Raw genomic sequence first — 23,601 nt, 5'->3', positions numbered from 1 at the left:
CCCCCTCCAGGGGGGAGATAGGCTCCGGCTCCATGCGCTCCACCAAGACCATCCATGTCGTTTCCTGCCATGCCGAGGGCGAGGTGGGGGATGTGATCGTGGGGGGCGTGGCGCCGCCGCCAGGTGAGACGCTGTGGGAGCAGAGCCGGTTCATCCACCGGGACGGAACCCTGCGCAATTTCGTGCTGAACGAGCCGCGCGGCGGCGTTTTCCGCCATGTAAACTTGCTCGTGCCGCCGAAGGACCCGCGCGCGCAGATGGGGTTCATCATCATGGAGCCGGCCGATACGCCGCCGATGTCGGGCTCCAACTCGATCTGCGTGTCGACGGTGCTGCTCGACAGCGGCATCGTGCCGATGACGGAGCCGGTGACGCGACTGGTGCTGGAGGCGCCGGGCGGGCTGGTCTCGGTGGAGGCTCATTGCCGGAACGGCAAGGCGGAGCGCATCACCGTGACCAACCTGCCTTCCTTCGCGGACAGGCTGCGCGTGCCGCTGGAGGTGGAGGGGCTGGGCACGCTGACAGTGGACACCGCCTATGGCGGCGACAGTTTCGTGATCGTCGACGCGGAGAGATTGGGATTCGCGCTGGAGCCGGGAGAGGCACGGGCGCTGGCCGAGGTGGGGATGAAGATCACCGCGGCGGCGGACGAGCAGATTGGTTTTTCGCATCCGGAGAATTCGGACTGGGATCATTTCTCGTTCTGCGCCTTCGCAGGGCCGGTGAGCGGCGGGAGCGGCAGGCTGACGGGGCGATCGGCGGTGGCGATCCGGCCGGGCAAGATCGACCGGTCGCCGACCGGCACGGCGATCTCGGCCCGCATGGCGGTGATGCATGCCAAGGGGATGATGAAGGAAGGCGACACATTCGAGGGCGTGTCGCTGATCGGCTCGCGCTTCACTGGACGGATCGCCGGCGTGACGCGCGTGGGAGACAAGCCGGCGATCGTGCCGCAGATTTCGGGTCGCGCCTGGATCACCGGCACGCACCAGCTGATGCTCGACCCGGACGATCCGTGGCCGGGCGGCTACAGGCTGTCCGACACCTGGCCCGGTGCGTAGCGGCAGGCGCCGCCTGATGCTTCAGAAAGCCGTAAGTCCGCCCAGCGACACCAGGGCGACAAATCCGGCGCATGCGAAGAACAGGCCGTAGCTGACGTAATCTCCACCCATCGGTTCCATGACCAACTCCTCCAGATGCGATTGCAATGCGCGGAGGGGTCGGCGGGTTCCGCGATCGAGAGCCGGCAGGTCACAAGCACATTAGCTGTTGCTCGACCGCGACGACACCTGGCCTCAACTCTGCGCGAGCTGTGCTTCGATCGCCGCCTTGTCGATGACGGACCACACTTTCTCGATCCGGCCATCGCGGAAGCGGTAGAAGACGTTCTCGCTGAACGAGACGGCGCGGCCGTTTACCGGCAGGCCGAGGAACACGCCCTTCGGCGAACAGGCGAAGTCGAGCCGGCTCGCGACATGCTGCGTGTCGGCGACAAGCAGGCTGATCTTGAAGCGAAGGTCCGGGATCTGCTCGAAGTCGCGCTCGAGCATGGCGCGATAGCCCGCGAGGCCGACAGTCCTGTCGTTGTAGCGCACGTCGTCATGCACGAAGACGCCGAGCTTCGGCCAGTCCTGCCGGTTGAGGCAATCGATGTAGCCACGGTAGAGCGAGGCGAGATCGGTCATGGACGGTCCTCCTGGTTCGACCGACTGAAGCGGCTTCAGTTAAAGGCTTAGCCCGGGAACGGTTCCGGCATGGTCCGCCCTCGCCTCAGTCAGCTGGACCCAGCCGGTCGGCCGCCGTCGCTGCGATCGCCTCGGCGAGGCTCATGGTCCAGCGGCGGCGCAGGTAGTCGCGGAAGTCGAAGCAGGGCAGGCCGGGGCAGACTTCGAATTCGATGAGGTGGACGGTGTCGTCCGGCTCGACGCGGAAATCCATCGAGAAGACGTCGCGCAGGCCGAGTCCTTCGACGAGGCGGGCGGCGATGGCGCGGATGCGGCGTTCGGCCTCCAGCTGCGTGTCGCCGACCTGCTCCAGCACGGGCTCGGCATAGGCGCCTGACGCCTTCGCCGCGTCGCCGGTCTCGCCGTAGAGGGCGAGGCTGTCGGCCATGGTCTGGAAGTCCGCGCCCGAGTCGACGAAGACGGCGGCGAGCGCGTCGGGGCCGGCGTCTCGGTCCACCGCCAGATAGCTCGCCCGGACGTTGCGGCCGGGGACGTAGGGCTGGACGACCGCGTCGTCGCGGTACGCCTCGAAGATGCGGCGAGAGAGGGCGAGCGCGTGGTCACGGGTGGCGGCGCGCGAATCCGGCCAGATGCCGATCTTGGAGCCGAGGCGGTTCGGCTTGACGAACCAGCCCTGCGGCGAGGGTGGCGGCTCGACGATCCATGCCCCGTTCCGCGCGAGTCCGCAGCCGGGCGTCGGCACGCCGAGGGCGCGCAGCACCGCGCCGGAGCGGAACTTGTCCTGGCAGAGCGCGAAGAGGGAATCGTCCGAGCCGACCGTGCGCATGCCGGCGAGGCGGGCGAGGGCCGGGCCGGCGCTGCCCCGGTAGTAGGCGATGCCGTCGGAGATGGTCCAGACCAGCGTGCGGGCGGGATCGCGGGTGGCGATGGCGGCTACGGCATTGTCGAGCTCGACCGGCGTGAAGACGATGCCGCGCGCGGCGCAGGCGGCGGCGAAGTCGCCGAGCTCCGGCTGGATGTCGGTCGATTGCGCGAGGTAGGAGGAAATCTCCAGCGCATGGCGGTCGGAGAAACCCTGCGCGGCCAGACGCGCGCGGCAGGCGGCTTCGGGCTCGTAGACGAAGAGCAGTTCGCCGAGGGATGTCATGGGACGGGCTTCACCGGGTTGCGCCGCGGACATGCGGATCTGTCCGGCAGAAAAGCGCGGCGGGACGGGACGGGCTTGCACGAAACCGACGCACGACACGGGCGGTTGCGACAGACAGCGCGACGGGCGATCGGGGAAGCGTCAGGCGAGCACGTCGGGCTCGGCGCGGCCTTTCACCTCGACGTCGAGCAGATAGAGCATGCCGGCACCCGGATCGGCGTGGCGCGTGGCTTCGTCCATGCCCTCGCAAGCGGTGGTGACGGCGAGGCGGGACAGGTCCGGGCCGACGAAGACGGGGCATGAAGCCTGTGTGGCGGGGACCGGGATGCTGCGCAGATGCGTGCCGTCGGGCGCGTAGGCGTCGACGCATGACGAGCCCCAGCGGGCGTTCCAGATGACGCCGTCGGCGTCGCAGACCGAGCCGTCGATGCCGCCTTTCCGGCCGCGATGGTCGAGCAGCACTTCGGGCTCGTTCGTGGGCAGGCCGGTATCGGGGTCGCAGGCGACGCGGAAGAGGATGTTCTTGGCCGTGTCGGCGAAGTAGCCGGTCGCGCCATCGGGCGAGAAGCAGATCGAGTTGGGGATGCTGATGTCGGGGAAGAGCCGGCGCACCTCGCCCGTGCGGAACCAGTAGATGGCGCCGGCATGTTTCTCGGCCTTCTTGCCCATCGTGCCGGCCCAGATCGAGCCGGAAGGATGGGCGCGGGCGTCGTTGGAGCGCGTGACGGGGTTGTCGGCCTCGACCGGGGTGTGGAGGACGAGCTTGCCGGTGGCACGGTCGCGAAGATGGAAGCCGGTCTCGCTCCAGACGAGCTGGCGCTGCGCGTCGATGCGGAACAGCGCGCTCGCCATGAAGGGCAGGTCGTGCACGACGGTCTCGCCGTCCGGCCAGGCCTTTTCCAGCAGGCGGCGCTCAAGGATGTCGAACCAGTAGACGGTGTTCGTCGCCGTGTCCCAGGTCGGTCCCTCGCCGAGATGGCAGACGATGTCGCAGAGTGTCGTCGCGCTCATGCCGTCCTCCCGAAGACCTCGTCATAGGCGGTGACCGCCGCCTTGGCCCGTTTCGCGACTTCGATCCGATCCAGGCCCGGCTTGTAGAGGCTGGAGCCGAGGCCGAAAGCCACGACGCCGGCCTTGGCATAGGCCGCGAAGTCGGCTTCCGAGACGCCGCCGACCGCGCCGACCACCGCCTCGCGCGGCAGAACGGCCCTGAGCGCCGAGATGCCGGCCGGGCCGAGCACGCTGGCCGGGAAGAACTTCAGCGCCGAGGCGCCCGCGTGGTGCGCGAGGAAGGCCTCGGTCGCGGTGAAGACCCCGGGCATGGTGACCATGCCGAATTCCGCTGCACGGGCGAGGATTGCCGGATCGACATTGGGCGCGACGAGCAGGCGACCGCCGGCCTGGTGCAATCGGTCGACATCGCCGATGCGCACGACGGTGCCGGCGCCGGTGAGCGCATCGGGCAGGCGCTTCGCCAGAAGCTCGATCGACCGGAAGGGATCGGGCGAGTTGAGCGGAACCTCAATCGCCTCGACGCCGGCCTCATGGAGCGCATCGCCGATGTCGGCGATCTCGTCGGGCGTCACGCCGCGCAGGATGGCGACGATGTTGCGCTTCAGCTTCGGCCAGGGGGCGGAGGCGGTCATGCGGAGGCTCCGGACAGGAAAAGGCGGCGACCGGCCTCGAACAGGCCTTTTCGCACGGCGTCGTCGGCGTCGACGAGATTGACCAGAAGGCCGGCGGTTCCCAGCGCAGCTGCGTAGCGCTTCGCCATGCCACCGGACGCGACGAGGGTGACGACATGCATGGCGGGCGCGGCGGACTTCGCTCCGGCGATCTCGGCCCCGATGAGGAGGCCGGACAGCGTCGCCGCGGCATCCTCCGACGGAACGTTGTCGAGCAGGCCGCCGGCGCGGATGGCGAAGAGCGCGGAGGTGAGACGCTCTGGATTGGCGAGCGCATCCCTCAAGGCCTTCTGGAACGCAGGCGCCTTAGGCGTACCGGCATCCGGCGTCTCGCCGAGGGAATGACGCAGGATCGAGTGGCTGGCGAGCAGGTGGAACAGCTCGCCGGTCATGGCGGTGCGGAAGCCGGTGACGACGCCGTCCTCGACGGCAACCCATTTGGAATGGGTGCCCGGCATGCAGACGAAATGCGCGCCTTCGGCGAGTTCGGCGCCGGCAAGCTGCGTCTCCTCGCCGCGCATCACGTCCGGATGCTCCGCGCCGCGCTGGGCGAGGCCGGGCAGGATGCGCACCGGACGGCGCGCGCCGGGGGCTGTCGTCGCTGCCTGCGCGAAATCGGCGATCCGCGCCGGCACGTCGAGATAACCCGCCTCGACCCAGCCCTGGCGGGCGCCGGCCATGCCGCAGACGATCGCGGGCAGGCCTTCCGGCGCGCCGAGGGCCGCCAGATGTTCCTCGAGGATCGCCGCGAAGCCCTTGCCGCCGGCGCTCGACATGCCCTCGCCCGACTTGCGCTCGCCGACGACATCGCCGGCCTCGTCGAGCAGCCAGACGCGCAGGTTCGACGTGCCCCAGTCGACGGCGGCGAGCACGGCCGGCGAGGTCACAGGAAACCTCCGTCGACGATCATCGTCTGGGCGGTGAGCATGCGCGAACTGTCGGAGGCGAGGAAGAGGCAAGGGCCGACGATGTCGTCGGGCTTCATCACCTCGTGGATGCACTGCTTGGCGACATGGGCGGCCAGCCCCTCCTCGGTGACCCATAGCTCCTGCTGGCGCTCGGTGATGACCCAGCCGGGCGCAATCGCATTGACGCGGATGCCGTGCTTGCCGAGCGCGCCGGCCAGCCCCTTGGTGAGGCCGATGATGCCGGCCTTGGCCGCGGCATAGGAGGGCAGCGTGCCGAGATTGATCATGAAGGAGGTGGAGGTGAAGTTGATGATGGAGCCCGTGCCAGCCTTCTTCATGCCCTCGGCGACCGCCTGCGCGGTGAAGAAATGCGGCTTGAGGTTGACCGCCTGGTTGGCGTCCCAGAACTCGGAGGTGACGGCGGCGATGTCGTGCCGGTCGTCGCGGGCGGCGTTGTTGATCAGCACCAGCGCCGGCCCATGCGCGGCCTCGGCATAGTGGATGGCGGCCCGGAGCGCCTCGATGTCGCGCAGGTCAGCCTTGACGAACAGCGGCCGGACGCCCGCTTCCCTTTCCAGCCTGTCGCAGAGGGCGTTGCTGGGCGCGTCGGCGATGTCGATGAAGGCGACCTTCGATCCCTGCCGGACGAAGCCCTCGGTCAGCGCGGCGCCGATGCCGGAACCGCCGCCCGTTATGAGGACAGGCCTGTCCCTCAGGTCCGGATAGACCGCCGTGATCGCCATGCGTGAAGCTCCTTCTCCCGGTCCGAATGTATCGGAAAAAGGCGCGGCCGCCGCAAGGCCCCGGACGATGCTCAGATCGCGAGCGCGCGCGGCCCGGCGTTGCGCAGGTATTCGAGCGTCGCGGCGGCATCGACCGGCCTGCCGAACAGGTAGCCCTGGCCGCCGCCGCAGCCGAACTGGATGAGCCTGGAAGCCTGCGCCTCCTCTTCGATGCCTTCGGCCACGACCTCCATGCCGAGCCCGTCGCACATGGCGAGGATGGCGCGGATGATGTGCTGCGACGGCCTGTCCTCCAGGATCGAGGCGACGAAGGCGCGGTCGATCTTCAGCTTGTCGAAGTGGAAGTCGCGCAGGCGGCCGAGCGACGACTGGCCGGTGCCGAAATCGTCCAGCGAGATGCGGATTCCGACGGCGCGGAGATCGTCGACGATCTTCTCGGCCGAGATCGGGTCGGTCATCATGCCGGTCTCGGTGATCTCGATCTCCAGCCGGTGCGGATCGAAGCCCGTTTCGGCGAGGATGGACTGGATGTGCAGGCCGGTGTTCTGGTCGACGAGCTGCGAGGGCGACAGGTTGAAAGACAGGAACAGGTGCTCCGGCCAGTCGCGCGCGGCGAGCGTCGCCTTGCGCAGCGCGAGCTGCGAGAGCGCGCCGATGATGCCGCGCTCCTCCGCGATCGGGATGAAGACGTTGGGCGGCACGACGCCGAGATCCTGGTCGGTCCAGCGGGCGAGCGCCTCGAAGCCGATGGTATCACGTGTGCGCAGGTCGACGATCGGCTGGAAATGGGGCTCCACCTCACCGGCGGCGACGGCGCGGCGCAGCGCCTGCTCGATGCGGGTGACGCGCTTGGCCGCCTCCTCCATCTGGTGGGTGTAGACCACGACCCTGCCGCGGCCGGAGCGCTTGGCGTGATAGAGTGCCGTCTCCGCCTTGCTGATCAGGTCTTCCGCGCTCTGGTCGCCGAAATAGAGCGCACAGCCGACGGAGGCGGACAGGCGCGCGGTGCGGTCGCCGACATCGTAGGGGGCGGACAGAATCTCGATCAGCATCTGCGCCTGCTGGTCGGCGGCCTGCTCGGAAAAGGTCATCGGCAGGAGGACGCCGAACTCGTCTGCGCCGAGGCGCGTGACCGTCGACTGCTGGTCCATCGCGGCACGCAGACGCATGGCGACCTGCATCAGGATATGGTCGCCGGCACGCCGGCCGAACAGGTCGTTGATCGGCTTGAAGCCGTCTAGATCGACGATGCCGATGGCAAACGGGGCAGGATCCTCCGCGCGCTCCGCCTTCAGCCGCTCGACCTTGTCGACGAAGCGGCGCTGGTTGCCGAGGCCCGTCAGCGGATCCGTAAATGCGAGATCCGCAGGCTCCCTCCCCGTGTCTGTCGTGCCGGTCGATCCGGGCATCTTATCCGTGCATGCTGATGATTCAGCCTCACTATGCCGCAAAACAGTTGAAGAAGGGTATCGATGATAACGATGTTATGAACGAACGGTCAGTCCGGCCTGACGCGATAGAGGCGCAGCGCCTGATCGCCTCCGGCCGGCTCAAGCCAGGCGGGCACGCGGCCCGCATTCAACGCCGAAAGGAGCCCGTCGGGGGCCGCGGCGGCCAGCAGGGTGGTCTCGGAATTTCCGGGACAAACGGCGACAACGCCCACTTTCGCGTTGCGTGCAAGCGCTTCGGCCGCTTGCGGATCGGCGAGCAGCATGTCGAGCGCGGCAAGATTGCCCGCGACGTTGCGATGGTAGGAGCCGGCGAGCGCCCGGTGCGGCGTCCAGGCGAGGATGGCTGAGCCGAGATTGGAGACCGACACGACGGTGGTGGGCGCAAGGGCAGCCAGCGCCACGTAATCCTCCGAACGGTAGCAGGCGCCGGGCGGCGCCGCTGCCAGGGTAGCCTCCGGCGTGGCGGCCGGCGCGAATATGCGGCTGCCGGCCGTGCTCCAGACGGCGTTGAAGGAGAGGATCCAGGCGGCAGCCAATGCCAGCGTGGCTGTGCCAGACGGCGCGCCGGTCGCCCTCTCGCGCCGCGACGCGATCCAGCCCGACAGCGGGATGGCGGCCAGCGCCACCGAGAACAGCGCGCCACGCACCTGCCAGGCCGAGACCAGCACGGCCGCGACGAGCAGCGCGCCGACGATGGTATCGACGCGCCGGATGCCGTGGCGGAGTGCCGACAGCACAAGGACCAGCATGGCGACGAGCGGCGTCGCATACCAGGTCAGAAGCATCGCGGGGTCGCTGGCGGCGATCTGGAATAGCGGCTGGGCCTCGGTGACGCCGTCGAGCCAGAGGCGCTTCAGCCGCGGATCGAGGCTGGCATATGGATCGGCGAGGCATTGCGGGAAGGCAAGGACGACGAGCGCGCCCACCACGGCACCGAGCAGCGCAAGCGCCGCCAGGCGACGGCCAAGGCTCGCGGAGAGCGGGCGCAGCGCCGCGATGGCGGCAAGGCCGAGGCCGGCGAGCACGGCGACCGAGCCCTGCGCCAGCGAATAGGCGTCGCAGGCGGGCAGGCCCCATCGGGAAGGCGGAACCGTGACCAGGAAGGCCGCCGCCGCGACGATGGCGAAGCCGAGACCGAAGCCGGCGGCCACGCTGCGCTCGGCTTCGCCCCGGACGAGGAACAGCCCGGCGGCGACCGCGCCGCCGACGGCGACGTAGGGCAGCGTCTCCATGCCGATGGCGAGCGTGAGCGCCGCGCAGGCGCCAGCCGCCGCGGCCGACGCGAAGCCGCCCGCGACGAGGCCGAGCGCCACGCCGAGCGTCAGCACGAGCTGGATGTTGTGGTGGTCGATCGCGCCGGGCTGGAAGACGCCGATCGAGACCAGCGCCATCGCGCCGACGATGGCGGCCGGAAACGCCGCCTCCGGCCCGTAGGCGATGCGCGCCGTGCGGACGATGAGAAAGGCGCCGGCGCCAAGCAGGAGCGACGGCCAGAGCACCAGCGCGACGGCTTCGCCGAGCGGGGCGCTGCCGGTGAGGGCGGACGCGAGGCGCACGATTGCCGCGATCGGTGCGTCGACCAGCCGCGACCAGTGCATCGGAAAGCCGCCTTCGAGGCCCATGCGATACTGCATCGGGTCGAACCAACCCTGGCCGGCGAGCAGATCGCGGACCTGGACCAGGCGCAGCAGGCTGTCATTGTCGCCCTGCGCGTCGGAGAGCCGCGCGAAGCCGTCCGAGGCGGCGAGAAGAATGCCGAACAGGACGACGGCCAGCGCGACGGCAAGATCGACGCGCAGGGTTCCCTGGCCGCCCGACAGCGGTTTCGATGCGGTTTCGGTCAAGAAAGAGGTCCCCGGCTCCAGGGCCTAAACCTAGCCTTAACCGCGTCAATAGACAGTAAAGCGCCGCGTCCCGCGTGCGCCCGGAGCCCAGCGATGACCGAACCCCTCTCGACCAGCCTGTCGGTGGCGGTGCTTCTGCCCTGCTACAACGAGGAAACGACGATCGCCGGCGTGGTCGCCGGCTTCCGCGAGGCGCTGCCCGGGGCGCGCATCGTGGTGTTCGACAACAACTCGACCGACCTGACGGCGCTGCGCGCCCGCTCGGCAGGCGCGCAGGTGGTGCGGGTGCCGCATCAGGGCAAGGGAAATGTGGTGCGGCGCATGTTTGCCGACATCGACGCCGACATCTACGTGATGGCGGACGGGGACGGCACCTATGCGCCGGAGGACGCGCCTCTTCTGATCAACACGCTGATGACCGAGCATGCCGACATGGCCGTCGGCACAAGGCGAGGCGTCGGCGACGATGCGGGCCGCGCCGGCCATGCCTTCGGCAACCGGCTTTTCAACGCACTCTACCACCGGCTGTTCGGCCGCGACTTCACCGACATCTTCTCCGGCTACCGGGCGTTCACCCGCCGCTACGTCAAGAGCTTCCCGGCGGTCTCGGCCGGTTTCGAGATCGAGACGGAAATGTCGGTGCACGCCTCGATGCTGAAGCTGCCGGTGGTGGAGATCGCCCTCGACTACGGGCGGCGGCCCGAGGGATCGGCCTCCAAGCTCTCCACCTACGGCGATGGGCTGAGGATCCTTTGGATGTTCGCGATGCTGATGAAGGAGACGCAGCCGATCCGCTTCTTCGGCGCGATCTCGGCGGTTTGCCTCATCGCCAGCCTGGTGCTGATGGCGCCCGTGCTGGCCGAGTATTTCGCCACCGGGCTGGTGCCGCGCATGCCGACATGGGTACTGTCGATGGCGCTGATGATGATGTCGATGCTGTTTGCGATCGCGGGACTGGTGCTGGATTCGGTGGCGCGCGGCCGCGCCGAGCAGAAGCGCATGGTCTATCTCTCCTATCCGCCGCTGCGCTCGGAGACCGTGAAGCTGCGCACCGGCGGCGCGACCAAGCCGCGCGCGGCGTGAGACGCTTCGGGCGCTTCCTCGTCATCGGCGTCATCGGCTTCGTCGCCGATGCGGGGATGCTCGGCGCTCTCTTGATGTGGACGCCGCTGGGTGTCTATTCGGCCCGCCTCGTATCGATCGCCTTCGCCCTCGCCGTCACCTGGCTGCTCAACCGGCTGATCACTTTCGGCCCCTCGTCGCGTCCCGTCGCGGTGGAGGGGGCGCGTTATGGCGGCGTGGGGATCGCCACTTCGGCGATCAACTATCTCGCCTATTCCGCCTTTCTGTGGGCCATGCCCGACGTGCCAATCATCGTCGCGCTCGTCGTCGCCTCGGTGGTGGCGCTGGCCTTTTCCTTCGCAGGCTATTCGCGGCTCGTGTTCGACCGCTGATCAGCGGCGCGAAACGGCCGTTCAGGAAAACGCGACGCGGCCCCGCTGGACCGTGACAGCGGGACGGGCTACATCCAGCTTCCCGTTTCCAGAGGGTATTCGATGAAGCTCCGCGTCGCCGTCCAGATGGACCATATCCGCACCGTCAACATCGCGGGCGACACGACGTTCGCGCTGTCGCTGGAGGCGCAGCGGCGCGGCCATAGCCTCTACCATTACACGCCCGACCGGCTGACCCAGGAGGACGGCCGCATCTTCGCCCGCGTCGAGGAGATGGAGGTGCGGGACGTCAAGGGGGACCACTTCACGCTCGCAGAGCCGGTGCGCACGGATCTTTCGGAGATGGACGTGGTGCTTTTGCGCCAGGACCCGCCCTTCGACATGAACTACATCACCACCACCCACATGCTGGAGCGCATCCATCCGAAGACGCTGGTGGTGAACGACCCCGCCTGGGTGCGCAACTCGCCGGAGAAGATCTTCGTCACCGAGTTCCCCGACCTGATGCCGGCGACGCTGATCACCCGCGACCCGCTGGAGGTTGCCGCCTTCCGCAGGGCGCATGGCGACATCATCGTCAAGCCGCTCTACGGCAATGGCGGCGCTGGCATCTTCCACATGCGCGAGGACGACCGGAACCTCGCCTCGCTGCTGGAGATGTTCGGCCAGATGTTCCGCGAGCCGTTCATCGTGCAGCAGTATCTGAAGGACGTGCGCAAGGGAGACAAGCGCATCATCCTGATCGACGGCGAGGCGGTGGGCGCGATCAACCGTGTGCCGGCCGAGCACGACAGCCGCTCCAACATGCACGTCGGCGGCCGCGCGGAAGCGACCGAACTGACGCCACGCGAGCGCGAGATCTGTGAGCGCATCGGCCCCTCGCTGAAGGAACGCGGCTTCATCCTGGTCGGCATCGACGTGATCGGTGACTACATGACCGAGATCAACGTGACCTCGCCGACGGGCGTGCGCGAGGTGAAGCGCTTCGGCGGCGCGGATATCGCGGCATTGTTCTGGGACGCGGTCGAGGCGAAGCGGGGCTGAGGCCCGCAACGACCGATGCCGTGTTGATCCTGGTCAACGCGGCCCCCCTTTCGCGGGAGCTAGGTGTTCATCGGACGGCTCTTGTCCGGCGATGCCCGCGAGGAATGACCGATGCAAAGACTGAACCGCGTGTTCTGGGCCACGCTCACCGTGCCTTTGCTTTTGTGGCTGCTCGCGGACACTTCGGTCTTCCAGGCATCGAGCCTCTTCGGCATGCGCGACCCGATGGTGCAGGTCACCGGCATCCTCGCCATCGTCTGCATGAGCGCGGCGATGATCCTGGCGTTGCGGCCGCGATGGCCCGAAGCCTGGTTCGGCGGGCTGGACAAGATGTACCGCCTGCACAAATGGCTGGGCATCGGGGCGCTCGTCCTGTCGATCGTCCACTGGCTCTGGTCGCAGGGGCCGAAATGGGCGGTCGGCTGGGGACTGCTCGAACGGCCGGCCCGCGGCGCACGGCCGCCGATCGAGAATCCGGTCGAGGCGTTCTTTTCCGGCCTGCGCGGGACAGCGGAAGGCATTGGCGAGTGGGCGTTCTACGCCGCCGTCCTGCTGATCGCGCTGGCGCTGATCAAGGCATTCCCTTACCGTCTGTTCTTCAAGACGCACCGGCTGATTGCGCTCGCCTATCTGATGCTGGCCTTCCATGCGGTGGTGCTGATCAAGTTCAGCTACTGGAGCTCGCCCGTGGCCTGGCTGACGGAGGCGCTGCTTGTCGCCGGCGTGTTTGCGGCCGGCGTGGTGCTGCTGCGCCAGGTCGGCGCCGGCCGGCAGGCCGCCGGCACGATCGCCTCGCTGCACTACTATTCCGGAGTGAAGGTGCTGGAGACCGAGATCGCGGTTCCGCAAGGCTGGCCGGGCCACAAGGCCGGGCAGTTTGCCTTCGCCACGTCGGACGCGTCGGAAGGCGCGCATCCCTACACAATCGCCTCGGCCTGGAAGGATGACGATCGGAAGATCACCTTCATCACCAAGGAACTGGGCGACCACACCAACCAGCTTCGCGACAAGCTGCGCGTCGGCCAGGACGTGAAGGTCGAGGGGCCGTATGGCTGCTTCACGTTCGACGACGACTGTGCGCGGCAAATCTGGATCGGCGGCGGCATCGGGGTCACGCCGTTCATCGCCCGCATGAAGTACATGGCGCTGCAGAAGGACGCGCCCGACGGGCCAGTGTCCCAGGCGGTGGACGTCTTCCACACCACCGCCGACGTCGACGAGGAGGCGCTCGCCAAGCTGGCGGCCGACGCCAAGAATGCCAATGTCGCGCTGCACGTGCTGGTCGACGCACGGGACGGTCGCCTGACGGGCGAGCGCATCCGCGCGGCGGTGCCGCATTGGCGCGAGGCGAGCATCTGGTTCTGCGGCCCGCCCGGCTTCGGCGAAGCGCTGCGGAAGGATTTCGCCGCCCAGGGATTCCCCGTCGCGCAGCGCTTCCACCAGGAATTGTTCGCGATGCGCTAGACGGCCTTCGTTGGCTCAATCGTCCGCAGACGACAAGGCTGCGGGAATTGTATATCGGTCACGCCAGGGGCTGAACAATCGCGAAAGGCTCATGCATCGCGACGGCCCGGCGCGCCGATGTCGTCGACGTCGCAAACGCGGCGCGCATTGCAGGTGAGGCGGCGTTGTTGTTCACGAAAGGGGCACACGATTGAAAATTCTCGTCCTCGGCGGCGGCGTCATCGGCGTCACGTCCGCGTGGTATCTCGCGAAGGCCGGTCATGAGGTGACCGTGCTCGAACGGCAGGCGGGGCCTGCCCTCGAGACAAGCTTCGCCAATGCCGGCGAGATCTCACCGGGCTATTCGTCGCCGTGGGCCGGGCCGGGCGTGCCGGTCAAGGCGGTGAAATGGCTGCTGATGAAATACGGTCCGCTGGCGGTCAGGCCGGGCCTCGACCCCGCGATGTGGACCTGGCTCGTCCAGATGCTGCGCAACTGCACCTCGGCGCGCTATGCGGTGAACAAGGCGCGGATGGTGCCGATCGCCGAATACAGCCGCGACTGCCTGCGCGACATGAGGACCGAGACCGGCATCGCCTATGACGAGCGCAGCCTCGGCACGCTGCAGCTCTTCCGCACGCAGTACCAGCTCGACGGGATCGGCGGAGACATCGAGGTGCTGAAGCGCTTCGACGTTCCCTTCGAGGTGCTGGACCGCGCCGGCTGCATCGCGGCGGAGCCGGCGCTCGCGCGGGTGGCGGACACGTTCGTGGGCGGGCTCAGGCTGCCGGGAGACGAGACGGGCGACTGCCATATGTTCACCAACGCACTCGGCGCGCTTGCGGCCAAGGCGGGCGTCGACTTCCGCCATGGCGTGACCGTGAAGGAGATCGTGCACGACGGCCGCCGCGCCACGGGCGTGAGCACGGACAAGGGCACGTTCGACGCGGATGCGGTCGTCGTCGCGTTCGGCAGCTACTCGCCGCGGCTGCTGCGACCGGTCGGCATCCGCGTGCCGGTCTATCCGGTCAAGGGCTATTCGCTGACGCTGCCGGTGACCGACGCGGCGGCGGCGCCGATGTCGACCGTCATGGACGAGACCTACAAGGTGGCGATCACGCGCCTTGGCGATCGCATCCGGGTCGGCGGCACGGCGGAGATCGCCGGATACGACCTGTCGCTCAGGCCCTCGCGGCGCGCGCCGCTGGAGCACTCGTTCACCAGCCTGTTCGGCGCGGGCGGCTCGGTGGAGCAGGCGACGTTCTGGTGCGGGCTGAGGCCGATGACACCGGACGGACCGCCGATCATCGGGCCGACCGAGATCGCCGGTCTCTACCTCAACACAGGGCACGGGACGCTGGGCTGGACAATGGCGTGCGGCTCCGGCCACGTGCTCGCCGACATCGTGTCGGGCAAGGCGCCCGACATCGACGTGTCCGAACTCGGCATCGGACGGTATCAAGGTTGAGGCGGGCGCCGCGCCGGCATAAATGCCTCGCCGGGAGCGTCGTGGCGGATTCGGCGAGGCATCAATTCCAGCGAAGGGGCTGACATGGCCGGCGACGATGACGACTACATCTACGACGAGGCGACCGGCGAGTGGCGGCCCGCGTCGGAGATGGCCGCGGCCGTGGAGGCCGGGCGCGCCGTGGCGCGCGACGCCGCCGGCAATGTCCTTGCCGACGGGGATTCGGTCGTGCTGGTGAAGGACCTCAAGGTGAAGGGGGCCAACCAGACGCTGAAGCAGGGAACCGTGATCCGGTCGATCCGCCTCACCGACAATCCGGAAGAGATCGACTGCCGGCACGAAGCGATCAAAGGGCTGGTCCTGCGCACGGAGTTCGTGCGCAAGCGCTGAGCCGGCGGAAGCTACGTGACCCGGCGTTTCTCCAGCTTGCGCGCCAGCGTGCGGCGATGCATGCCGAGGCGGCGCGCGGCCTCCGAGATGTTGAACTCGGACTCCACCAGCGTCTCGTGGATGCGCTCCCATTCGAGCGTCTTGAGCGAGGTCTGGCGCTTTGTCAGCGGAACCTCGGTATCGCCGTCCGACCTGCCGAAGGCAGCCTCGATGTCGTCGGTGTTGGCGGGCTTGGCGAGATAGTGGCTGGCGCCGAGCTTGATCGCCTCGACGGCCGTGACGATGCTGGCGAAGCCGGTGAGAACGACGATGCGCATCTCCGGATCGTGGTCGTGCAGCATCTTCACGGCCTTGAGCCCCGAGCCAACGCCGAGCTTGAGGTCCACGACGGCATAGCGGTGCTCCATCCGGGCGAGTGCGTCGGGAAGGGCTTCGAGCCCCTCGCAGACCTCCACCGCATAGCCGCGCCGCTGGAACGAGCGCCGCAGGGCGCGCGCGAAGGCGGCGTCGTCCTCGACGATCAGGAGCGAGCGGGCACTAGCCATCGAACCCCGCACCGGACAGCGCGGCGAGCGGCAGGGTCAAGGTGACCGCCGCGCCCTTGCCGTCGTTGTTGCGCGCCGACACCATGCCGCCGAGCTTGCGCACGGCATTGACCACCAGGAACAGGCCGAGGCCGCTTCCGGGCCGGTTCTTGCTGGACTGATAGGGCTTGCCGAACGATTCGAGCACTTCGGGCCGGAACCCGGGCCCGGCATCCTTCACGGCGATTACCAGCTTGTCCTCCTGTCGGCTGACGGACAGACCCATCCACGAAGGCGAGGCTTCCAGGGCGTTGTCGAACAGATTGAACAACACCTGCTTCAGCGCCGCATCGGAGATGATTGCGGCGTCCGGCGCGAAGACGTTGTCGTAGTCAAACGTCGCTGGCGTCCGGCTGGCACGCCATTCTAGCACCACCGCGTCGACGAAGTCACGCACGGTCGTCCGGATCGTGCCCTCGCCCCTGGCCTCGCCGGAGGAGATCAGGATGCCCGACACGATCTGCTTGCAGCGGTCGAGTTGCGCCTGCATCTCGACGATATCCTCGGCGAGTTCGGAATCCTTGCGGAAGACCGGCATGCGCCGCCAGTCGCCGAGGATCACCGAAAGCGTGGCGAGCGGCGTGCCGAGTTCGTGCGCGGCACCCGAGGCCAGAAGGCCCATGCGCACGATATGGTCCTCTTCGGCGGCCTGCCGGTGAAGGTCGGCGAGATGGGCGTCGCGCTCGCGCAGATTGCGGTTGATGCGGGTGATGAACAGGACGAGCAGGCAGGTCGTCAACGCGAAGGCGATGAAGCTTCCCTGCACGTGCAGCGCGAAGAATGCGTCCGCGTCGCCGTCGGGGAATGCGAGCGGCCGGTTGAACGCCATCAGCGCGAGGTAGCCGGCACCGGCGAACGCGACGAGGGCCCAGGTCGAGCGCGTGTCGAGCAGCGTGGCGCCGAGCATGATCTGCAGCACGTAGAGGAGCACGAACGGGTTGGCCGCGCCGCCGCTGAGATAGAGCTGCGCCGTCAGTGCCGCGACGTCGAGCAGCAGTTCGATGAACAGTTCCGCATGCGCGATGCCGCGCTGGTCGCGCAGCCGCAGCAGCGTCGTGACGTTGAGGATGATCAGCAGCAGCACGATCGCCGCCATCGGGATCAGCGGCAGGGCGATGCCCATGCCCCAGTGGACGACGAGGATCGTCACGATCTGGCCGATGACAGCGAGCCAGCGGAGCTGCACGAGCAGGAGGAGATTCTTGCGGTTGGTCATTTCCAGCATCGGCATCCGGGGGCTCCTCCACCCAGTCGACGCCCGCGCCCGCCGGCCTGTCAGGGCGCGGATCCGGGCTCGGACACCATTCCTCCCGGCGGTTCCATCGGCTTTCCGCTTTCCCGCCGCCTCCAATCCTTCAGGACGAACCAGCCGCCGGCAAGCGCCATCAGCGCCAGCCCGAACCACGTGATCGCGTAGACCAGATGGTTGTTGCTGAAACTGATCCGCGTCAGCCCGCCCACCGGCCAGCCGCCCGGATTTGGGGTCGCATCGGCGTCGATGAAATAGGGGGCGGTATGATCGAGACGTTGTGCCGCGGCGATCGCCGCCACGTCGCGGGAATACCAGCGGCCGTTGCCGGGATCGTTGTCGCGCAGGAACCCGCCGCCCGGCTCGCTCAGCCTCAAAAGGCCGGTCACGGTGGTTTCGCTGCCGGCCGCGCCTTCGGAACGCGTCTCGGGATCGCGCAATTCCGGCGTGACGAAGCCGCGGTTGACGAGAATGGTGAAGCCCTGGTCCGTAACCACCGGCGTCATGACCCAATATCCGCTGCCGAGGTCCGTCACGGCCTGGACGAGCGTTTCCCTGTCATGGAGGAAGCGGCCGGTCGCGCGGACCCTCAGGTATTCGGCAGAGGCTGCGTCGACGCGGTCCCACGCCGCGGAGCCGGGGGGTGCGACGGGCGCCGCAGAGACCCGCGCGTCGACGCGCGCGATGAGGTCCAGCTTCCACTGGAGCCGCTGCACCTGCCAGACGCCGAGCGCGCACAGCAACGCCGCGCAGACGAGCGCGGCGGCCGTGATGAGGAGGACGCTGGCCGGAGGCCTTGCCGTCATGGCATCTGCTGCATGTCGTGGAACGGCATGGTGTTGGTGTTGAGGTGGTACATCACCCACAGCGAGCCGGACAGCGCGATGACGACGACGATCAGCGTGAAGATCAGCGCCATCATCGTCCATCCCTGCTCGGAACGCGTGTCCATGTGCAGGAAGTAGACCATGTGGACGACGATCTGCACGACCGCGAGCGCCATGACGATGAAGCCGGTCAGCTGTTTGCTGTCCAGCACGTCGCCCATCACCAGCCAGAACGGGACGGCGGTAAGCACGACGGACAGGAAGAAGCCGATCAGGTAGCCGCGCAGCGAGCCGTGCGCGTGACCGTCCTCGCCATGCCCCGCATCGTGGGCCGCGTGCGATTCCGCGTTCGTAGCGCTCATCTCAGCACTCCCATCAGATAGACGAAGGTGAAGACGCCGATCCAGATGACGTCCAGGAAGTGCCAGAACATCGACAGGCACATCAGCCGCCGCCGGTTGGCCTCGATCAGCCCGAACCCCCACACCTGCGCCATCAGCGTCACAAGCCAGACGATGCCGAAGGTGACGTGCAGGCCGTGCGTGCCGACCAGCACGAAGAAGGACGACAGGAAGGCGCTGCGCTGCGGCGTCGCGCCGATATGGATCAGGTGCTGGAACTCGTAGAGCTCGATGCCGAGGAAGGCGAGGCCGAACAGGCCGGTAATGGCGAGCCAGGCGAGCGTCGCGCGCACGTTGCCCTTGACCATGGCCAGCATGGCGAAGCCGTAGGTGATCGACGAGAAGAGCAGCATGGCGGTGTTCAGCGCCACGAGCTCGAGGTCGAAGAGGTCCTTCGGCGCAGGGCCGGCGGCATAGCTCGCGCCCAGCACCCCATAGATCGCGAACAGGACCGCGAACATGAGGCAGTCGCTCATCAGGTAGATCCAGAAGCCGAGCATGGTGCTGCCGCCCTCGGCATGTCCGTGCTCGTCCCTGAGGTAGAAGACGGGCTCCTGTTTGCCCGCGGTGTGTTCTGCTGCGATCGTCATCGTGTCATCCACCGACCGCGAGCAGCTTCGTGCGCGCGTCCTCGGTCTGCGTCACTTCCTCGGCGGGGATGTGGAAGTCGCGGTGATAGTTGAAGGTGTGGGCGATGGCGACGGCGATCATCGCGACGAAGGCGAGGATCGCCAGCCACCAGATGTACCAGATCAGCGCGACGGACATGACGACGCTGAGCCCGGCGATAACAACGCCGGTGCCGGTGTTGGAGGGCATGTGGATCGGCCTGAAGCCTTCGAGCGGGCGCTTGTAGCCGCGCTTCTTCATGTCCCACCAGGCGTCGTTGTCGTGCACGACGGGGGTGAAGGCGAAGTTGTAGGCCGGCGGCGGCGAGGACGTCGCCCATTCGAGCGTGCGCCCGTCCCACGGGTCGCCGGTGGTGTCGCGCAGCTGGTCGCGGCGCATGATGCTGACGGCGATCTGGATCAGGAAGGCGACGATGCCGACGAGGATCAGGAAGGCGCCGAAGCCGGCGATGATGAACCAGATCTGCAGCGAAGGATCGTCGAAGACCCTGAGGCGGCGCGTCACGCCCATCAGGCCGAGCACGTAGAGCGGCATGAAGGCGAAGAAGAAGCCGAGCACCCAGCCCCAGAACGACACCTTGCCCCAGAACGGATCGAGCCTGAAGCCGAAGGCCTTGGGGAACCAGTAGGCCATGCCGGCGAAAAGGCCGTAGACCACGCCGCCGATGATGGTGTTGTGGAAGTGGGCGACGAGGAACAGCGAGTTGTGCAGCACGAAGTCGGCCGGAGGCACGGCGAGCAGCACGCCGGTCATGCCGCCGAGAACGAAGACCAGCATGAAGGCAATCGTCCACATCATCGGCAGCTCGAAGCGGATGCGGCCGCGATACATCGTGAACAGCCAGTTGAAGATCTTCGCCCCGGTCGGGATCGAGATGATCATCGTGGTGATGCCGAAGAACGAGTTCACGCTGGCGCCGGAGCCCATCGTGAAGAAGTGGTGCAGCCACACCAGGTACGACAGGATGGTGATGCACACCGTGGCGTAGACCATCGAGGTGTAGCCGAACAGGCGCTTGCCCGAGAAGGTCGCGGCGATCTCGGAGAAGATGCCGAAGGCGGGAAGCACGAGGATGTAGACCTCCGGATGGCCCCAGATCCAGATGAGGTTGACATACATCATCGGATTGCCGCCGAGGTCGCTGGTGAAGAAGTTGGTGCCGACGTAGCGGTCGAGCGTCAGCAGTACCAGGGTCGCGGTGAGGATCGGAAAGGTGGCGACGATCAGCACGTTGGTGCAAAGCGACGTCCAGGTGAACACCGGCATCTTCATCATCGTCATGCCGGGCGCACGCATCTTGACGATGGTGGCGATGAGGTTGATGCCCGAGAGCGTGGTGCCGACGCCCGCGACCTGCAACGACCAGATGTAATAGTCCATGCCGACGCCCGGACTGTATTCGGCGCCGGAGAGCGGCGGATAGGCGAGCCAGCCAGTGCGCGCGAACTCGCCGACGAACAGCGACATCATCAGGATCACCGCGCCGCCCGCGGTCATCCAGAAGCTGAAATTGTTGAGGAACGGGAAGGACACGTCACGCGCGCCGATCTGCAGCGGCACGACGTAGTTCATCAGGCCGGTGACCAGCGGCATCGCCACGAAGAAGATCATGATGACGCCGTGGGCGGTGAAGATCTGGTCGTAGTGATGGGCGTTGAGGTAGCCCTCGGACCCGTTGAAGGCGATCGCCTGCTGGATGCGCATCATGATCGCGTCGGCGAAGCCGCGCAGCAGCATCACGATGCCGAGGATCATGTACATGATGCCGATGCGCTTGTGGTCGACGGTGGTGAACCACTCGCGCCACAGATAGCCCCAGAGGCGGAACCAGGTGAGCGCGCCGACCAAGGCGATGCCGCCGAGCGCCACCACCGCGAAGGTGCCGACGAGGATCGGCTCGTGCAGCGGCAGCGCTTCCCAGGTGAGCCGTCCGAAGATCAGCTTGATGAGGTCCGGATTGTCGAACATGGCAAACTCTCAGGTGCCGAAGGGCTGGCGCCGATCGAGGCGCGCATCGACCTGCGGGGACGCGAAGGGATTCATGGAGGGACGCGGCAGGCCGGCGCCGAGCAGCGGCTTCGGGTCCACGAACGGGCGCAGCGAGGCCGACCAGGTGGTCGCGGCGGCGGCGGCCGCTTCTTCCGCCGTGCAGATACTGGCGACGAGGGTGGACTGGCGGCCGAAGAAGGCGCTGAGCGCGGACGGGCGGCCTTCCTCGACCGGCTGGAGCAGCACGATGCCGTCGATGCCGAGGCCGCCGGCGGCGTCGATCGACATCATCTCGTCCATGCACATGCGGCCGGGCTCGGCGCAGCGGTCGCGGATCAGGCGGAAGAGGTTCGGCTCGACCGAAGCGTAGCGGCGCGCGGCCTCGTTTTCGCTGGGCTTCGCAAGATCGAGATAGGCGGTGCGGTCGAGCGAGCCGCCGGCCTGGCGCACCGCGCCCACCCATGCGTCGAAATCGGCCTGCGACTGGCCGTGGAAGGCGAAACGCATGCCGGAAAAGCCGTCGCCGCTGTAGTTGGCCGAGAAGCCGACATATTCGCCGGGCTTGTTGATGACGCCGTGGAGCGTCGTCTCCATGCCGGGCATGGCGTAGATCTGGCCGGCGAGCGCGGGGATGTAGAACGAGTTCATCACCGAGGTGGAGGTGAGCCGGAAGCGGATCGGCCGGTCGACGGGCGCGGCCATCTCGTTGACCGTCGCGATGCCGTATTCCGGGTAGATGAACAGCCATTTCCAATCGAGCGCGGCGACTTCGACCACGAGCGGCTCGACCTGCCGGTCCACAGGCCGCCCCTCCGAAACGCGGCCGAGCGGCCGGTAGGGGTCGAGCAGGTGCGTGCCCATCCAGGTGACCGCGCCGAGGCAGATGATGATCAGAAGGGGCACCGCCCAGATCACCAGTTCGAGGTGAGTGGAGTGATCCCAGTCCGGCTCGTAGCGCGCCTCCCTGTTGCCTGCGCGATATCGCCACGCAAAGAAGACGGTGAGCGCCATGACCGGAACGATGATGAGCAGCATCAGCAGCGTCGAGACGACGACGAGGTCGCGCTGCTGCGCGGCGACGTCGCCCGCGGGCGCCAGCACCACGAGGTTGCACCCGCTGAGCGCGAGGGCAAGGCAGAGCAACACGGTCAGTCTGGTCAGCTTCAAGATCGGATCCGCACGCCAATTGAGAGGTTTCAGGGCCTCGCTAACGGCTAGATGCTGCACCGCACATTGGACAATTTGCCCAATGCCGCGCGCGGCGGCACACGCATAATGACGGTCCTGCGGCGCGGGCGACGAGCCTCGCGCCGCTGACGGCGTGCGAGGTGTCAGGAAGCATGGTGCACTCTTCGACAATGACGGCGGACGATTCGGTCGGGCCCGAGGCTCGCCATGGCGCGGTCGCCCCCGGCGAGATCGCGGTGGGCGTGTTCATCGGCCGCACGTCGGAATTCTTCGACTTCTTCGTCTACGCCATCGCCTCGGTGATCGTGTTCCCGAGGCTGGTGTTCCCGCACATGGACGCGCTGACGGGGACGCTCTGGTCGTTCGCGATCTTCGCGCTGGCCTTCGTCGCGCGACCGGTGGGCACGGCGATCTTCATGGCCGTCGACCGCGCCTACGGCAAGGGCGTGAAGATGACCATCGCACTGTTCCTGCTGGGGACGGCCACCGTGGCCATCGCCTTCCTGCCCGGCTACGAGCGGATCGGCGCGGCGGCGATCTGGTTCCTGGCGCTGGCGCGCATCGCGCAGGGCATCGCGCTCGGCGGTACGTGGGACGGGCTTGCCTCACTGCTCGCGATGAACGCGCCGGAGGGCCGGCGCGGCTGGTACGCGATGATCCCGCAGCTCGGGGCGCCCGCCGGCCTGATCGTCGCCAGCGCGCTCTTCGCCTTCTTCGTCGGCAATCTTTCGGCCGAGGACTTCTTCAGCTGGGGCTGGCGCTATCCGTTCTTCGTCGCCTTCGCGATCAACGTGGTGGCGCTGTTCGCTCGGCTCAGGATCGTGTCCACGCCGGAATACCGGGAGCTGTTCCACAATCGCGAGCTGCAGCCGGCGCGCATCTCCGCGACCCTGCGCGCCGAGAGCCGCACCGTGGCGCTCGGCGCTTTCGCGCCGCTCGCGAGCTTCGCCCTGTTCCACATGGTGACGGTGTTCCCGCTGTCCTGGGTGTTCCTGTTCACCTCGGAAGGCATTGCGCGCTTCCTCGTCATCGAAGCGGTCAGCGCCGTCTTCGGGCTCGGCGCCGTCTTCGTTTCCGGCATCCTGGCCGACCGGATCGGGCGCCGCTCGCTGCTGATCGGCTCGGCGGTCGCCATCGCCGCCTTCAGCGGCTTCGCGCCGCAGCTGCTGGATGCGGGCCCGGTGGGCGAGGCAATCTTCATGGTGCTCGGCTTCGTGCTGCTCGGCCTGTCCTTCGGCCAGTCGTCCGGCGCGGTCGCCTCCAGCTTCCCGCAGGCCTACCGCTACACCGGCTCGGCCATCACCTCCGACCTTGCGTGGTTGTTCGGTGCGGGGTTCGCGCCGCTGGCGGCCCTTCTCCTGTCGGCGAATTTCGGGCTGATCTCGGCCGGCGCCTATCTGCTTTCGGGTGCGATCTGCACCATCCTGGCGCTGTGGCTCAGCGAACGCTTCGCGGCGAAGGCCGGCTAGAG

At 67.7% G+C, this 23,601-nt stretch carries 23 protein-coding genes; 8 read left to right on the top strand and 15 right to left on the bottom strand.

Features of this window, described 5'->3' with window-relative positions:
- Nucleotides 1–32: 32 nt before the first annotated feature.
- Nucleotides 33–1,061 (top strand): trans-3-hydroxy-L-proline dehydratase, encoded by a 1,029-nt coding sequence (locus B9Z03_RS05755; protein WP_085463315.1) that lies wholly within the window; start codon nucleotides 33–35, stop codon nucleotides 1,059–1,061.
- 234 nt (nucleotides 1,062–1,295) lie between these two features.
- On the opposite strand, the gene B9Z03_RS05750 is transcribed toward B9Z03_RS05755, so the two are convergent.
- The 8 genes from B9Z03_RS05750 to B9Z03_RS05715 form a co-directional block, all read right to left on the bottom strand.
- A complete protein-coding gene (locus B9Z03_RS05750; protein ID WP_085463314.1) occupies nucleotides 1,296–1,685 on the bottom strand; it encodes an ester cyclase in 390 nt (129 codons plus the stop codon).
- An 85-nt stretch (nucleotides 1,686–1,770) separates the two neighbouring features.
- On the bottom strand, nucleotides 1,771–2,832 hold the full coding sequence (locus tag B9Z03_RS05745; protein ID WP_139832176.1) for a D-alanine--D-alanine ligase family protein: 1,062 nt from the start codon (nucleotides 2,830–2,832) through the stop codon (nucleotides 1,771–1,773).
- 141 nt (nucleotides 2,833–2,973) lie between these two features.
- The gene (locus B9Z03_RS05740; RefSeq protein WP_085463312.1) at nucleotides 2,974–3,843 is read right to left on the bottom strand and encodes an SMP-30/gluconolactonase/LRE family protein; all 870 of its coding nucleotides are present in this window, start codon (nucleotides 3,841–3,843) and stop codon (nucleotides 2,974–2,976) included.
- Entirely contained in the window at nucleotides 3,840–4,478 is a 639-nt protein-coding gene (locus B9Z03_RS05735; RefSeq protein ID WP_085463311.1) for a 2-dehydro-3-deoxy-6-phosphogalactonate aldolase, read from the bottom strand. The genes B9Z03_RS05740 and B9Z03_RS05735 overlap by 4 nt, the downstream gene beginning before the upstream one ends.
- Complete coding sequence (locus B9Z03_RS05730; RefSeq protein WP_085463310.1) at nucleotides 4,475–5,404, bottom strand: 2-dehydro-3-deoxygalactonokinase; 930 nt, start codon at nucleotides 5,402–5,404, stop codon at nucleotides 4,475–4,477. Before B9Z03_RS05730 ends, B9Z03_RS05735 begins: the two co-directional genes overlap by 4 nt.
- Nucleotides 5,401–6,168, bottom strand: a complete 768-nt coding sequence (locus B9Z03_RS05725; protein ID WP_085463309.1) for an SDR family NAD(P)-dependent oxidoreductase — start codon at nucleotides 6,166–6,168, stop codon at nucleotides 5,401–5,403. Before B9Z03_RS05725 ends, B9Z03_RS05730 begins: the two co-directional genes overlap by 4 nt.
- Before the next feature lie 71 nt (nucleotides 6,169–6,239).
- Complete coding sequence (locus tag B9Z03_RS05720) at nucleotides 6,240–7,577, bottom strand: putative bifunctional diguanylate cyclase/phosphodiesterase (RefSeq protein WP_085463308.1); 1,338 nt, start codon at nucleotides 7,575–7,577, stop codon at nucleotides 6,240–6,242.
- Between the two features lie 89 nt (nucleotides 7,578–7,666).
- A complete protein-coding gene (locus B9Z03_RS05715) occupies nucleotides 7,667–9,463 on the bottom strand; it encodes a GtrA family protein (RefSeq protein WP_139832175.1) in 1,797 nt (598 codons plus the stop codon).
- A gap of 93 nt (nucleotides 9,464–9,556) precedes the next feature.
- Between B9Z03_RS05715 and B9Z03_RS05710 the strand changes: the two genes are divergently transcribed.
- From B9Z03_RS05710 to B9Z03_RS05685, 6 genes are all read left to right on the top strand, one after another.
- Nucleotides 9,557–10,546 carry a glycosyltransferase gene (locus B9Z03_RS05710; protein ID WP_085463306.1) on the top strand — a complete coding sequence of 330 codons (990 nt, stop codon included), beginning with the start codon at nucleotides 9,557–9,559 and terminating at the stop codon, nucleotides 10,544–10,546.
- A complete protein-coding gene (locus B9Z03_RS05705; protein ID WP_085463305.1) occupies nucleotides 10,543–10,917 on the top strand; it encodes a GtrA family protein in 375 nt (124 codons plus the stop codon). The genes B9Z03_RS05710 and B9Z03_RS05705 overlap by 4 nt, the downstream gene beginning before the upstream one ends.
- Before the next feature lie 102 nt (nucleotides 10,918–11,019).
- Entirely contained in the window at nucleotides 11,020–11,961 is a 942-nt protein-coding gene (gshB, locus tag B9Z03_RS05700; protein WP_085463304.1) for a glutathione synthase, read from the top strand.
- Between the two features lie 111 nt (nucleotides 11,962–12,072).
- Nucleotides 12,073–13,425, top strand: coding sequence for a ferredoxin reductase family protein (locus B9Z03_RS05695; protein WP_085463303.1), 1,353 nt, complete (start codon nucleotides 12,073–12,075; stop codon nucleotides 13,423–13,425).
- 190 nt (nucleotides 13,426–13,615) lie between these two features.
- Nucleotides 13,616–14,872, top strand: coding sequence for a D-amino acid dehydrogenase (locus tag B9Z03_RS05690; RefSeq protein WP_085463302.1), 1,257 nt, complete (start codon nucleotides 13,616–13,618; stop codon nucleotides 14,870–14,872).
- 84 nt (nucleotides 14,873–14,956) lie between these two features.
- Complete coding sequence (locus tag B9Z03_RS05685) at nucleotides 14,957–15,262, top strand: alkylphosphonate utilization protein (RefSeq protein ID WP_085463301.1); 306 nt, start codon at nucleotides 14,957–14,959, stop codon at nucleotides 15,260–15,262.
- 11 nt (nucleotides 15,263–15,273) lie between these two features.
- Here the strand turns inward: B9Z03_RS05685 and B9Z03_RS05680 are convergent, their stop codons facing one another.
- The 7 genes from B9Z03_RS05680 to cyoA are packed head-to-tail and all read right to left on the bottom strand — an operon-like array spanning nucleotide 15,274 to nucleotide 22,109.
- Nucleotides 15,274–15,807 carry a response regulator transcription factor gene (locus B9Z03_RS05680; RefSeq protein ID WP_085463300.1) on the bottom strand — a complete coding sequence of 178 codons (534 nt, stop codon included), beginning with the start codon at nucleotides 15,805–15,807 and terminating at the stop codon, nucleotides 15,274–15,276.
- Nucleotides 15,800–17,077 carry an ATP-binding protein gene (locus tag B9Z03_RS05675; RefSeq protein ID WP_210191348.1) on the bottom strand — a complete coding sequence of 426 codons (1,278 nt, stop codon included), beginning with the start codon at nucleotides 17,075–17,077 and terminating at the stop codon, nucleotides 15,800–15,802. Before B9Z03_RS05675 ends, B9Z03_RS05680 begins: the two co-directional genes overlap by 8 nt.
- A gap of 44 nt (nucleotides 17,078–17,121) precedes the next feature.
- Nucleotides 17,122–17,901, bottom strand: coding sequence for an SURF1 family protein (locus tag B9Z03_RS05670; protein ID WP_085463299.1), 780 nt, complete (start codon nucleotides 17,899–17,901; stop codon nucleotides 17,122–17,124).
- Nucleotides 17,898–18,284: a cytochrome o ubiquinol oxidase subunit IV gene (cyoD, locus tag B9Z03_RS05665; protein ID WP_085463298.1), complete on the bottom strand. Its 387-nt coding sequence runs from the start codon at nucleotides 18,282–18,284 to the stop codon at nucleotides 17,898–17,900. Before cyoD ends, B9Z03_RS05670 begins: the two co-directional genes overlap by 4 nt.
- Nucleotides 18,281–18,913: a cytochrome o ubiquinol oxidase subunit III gene (gene cyoC / locus B9Z03_RS05660; protein WP_085463297.1), complete on the bottom strand. Its 633-nt coding sequence runs from the start codon at nucleotides 18,911–18,913 to the stop codon at nucleotides 18,281–18,283. Before cyoC ends, cyoD begins: the two co-directional genes overlap by 4 nt.
- A 4-nt stretch (nucleotides 18,914–18,917) precedes the next feature.
- Nucleotides 18,918–20,921, bottom strand: coding sequence for a cytochrome o ubiquinol oxidase subunit I (cyoB, locus tag B9Z03_RS05655; protein WP_085463296.1), 2,004 nt, complete (start codon nucleotides 20,919–20,921; stop codon nucleotides 18,918–18,920).
- A gap of 9 nt (nucleotides 20,922–20,930) precedes the next feature.
- On the bottom strand, nucleotides 20,931–22,109 hold the full coding sequence (gene cyoA, locus B9Z03_RS05650) for a ubiquinol oxidase subunit II (RefSeq protein ID WP_210191347.1): 1,179 nt from the start codon (nucleotides 22,107–22,109) through the stop codon (nucleotides 20,931–20,933).
- Between the two features lie 173 nt (nucleotides 22,110–22,282).
- Here cyoA and B9Z03_RS05645 point away from each other — a divergent pair, with 173 nt between their 5' ends.
- The gene (locus tag B9Z03_RS05645) at nucleotides 22,283–23,599 is read left to right on the top strand and encodes an MFS transporter (RefSeq protein ID WP_085463295.1); all 1,317 of its coding nucleotides are present in this window, start codon (nucleotides 22,283–22,285) and stop codon (nucleotides 23,597–23,599) included.
- Nucleotides 23,600–23,601: the final 2 nt, after the last annotated feature.

It is taken from the genome of Mesorhizobium australicum, from assembly GCF_900177325.1.
In the GTDB taxonomy this organism is placed as follows: domain Bacteria; phylum Pseudomonadota; class Alphaproteobacteria; order Rhizobiales; family Rhizobiaceae; genus Mesorhizobium_A; species Mesorhizobium_A australicum_A.
The sequence above is the reverse complement of the archived record's forward strand: the minus strand, read 5'-3'. Positions and strand labels throughout refer to the sequence as shown.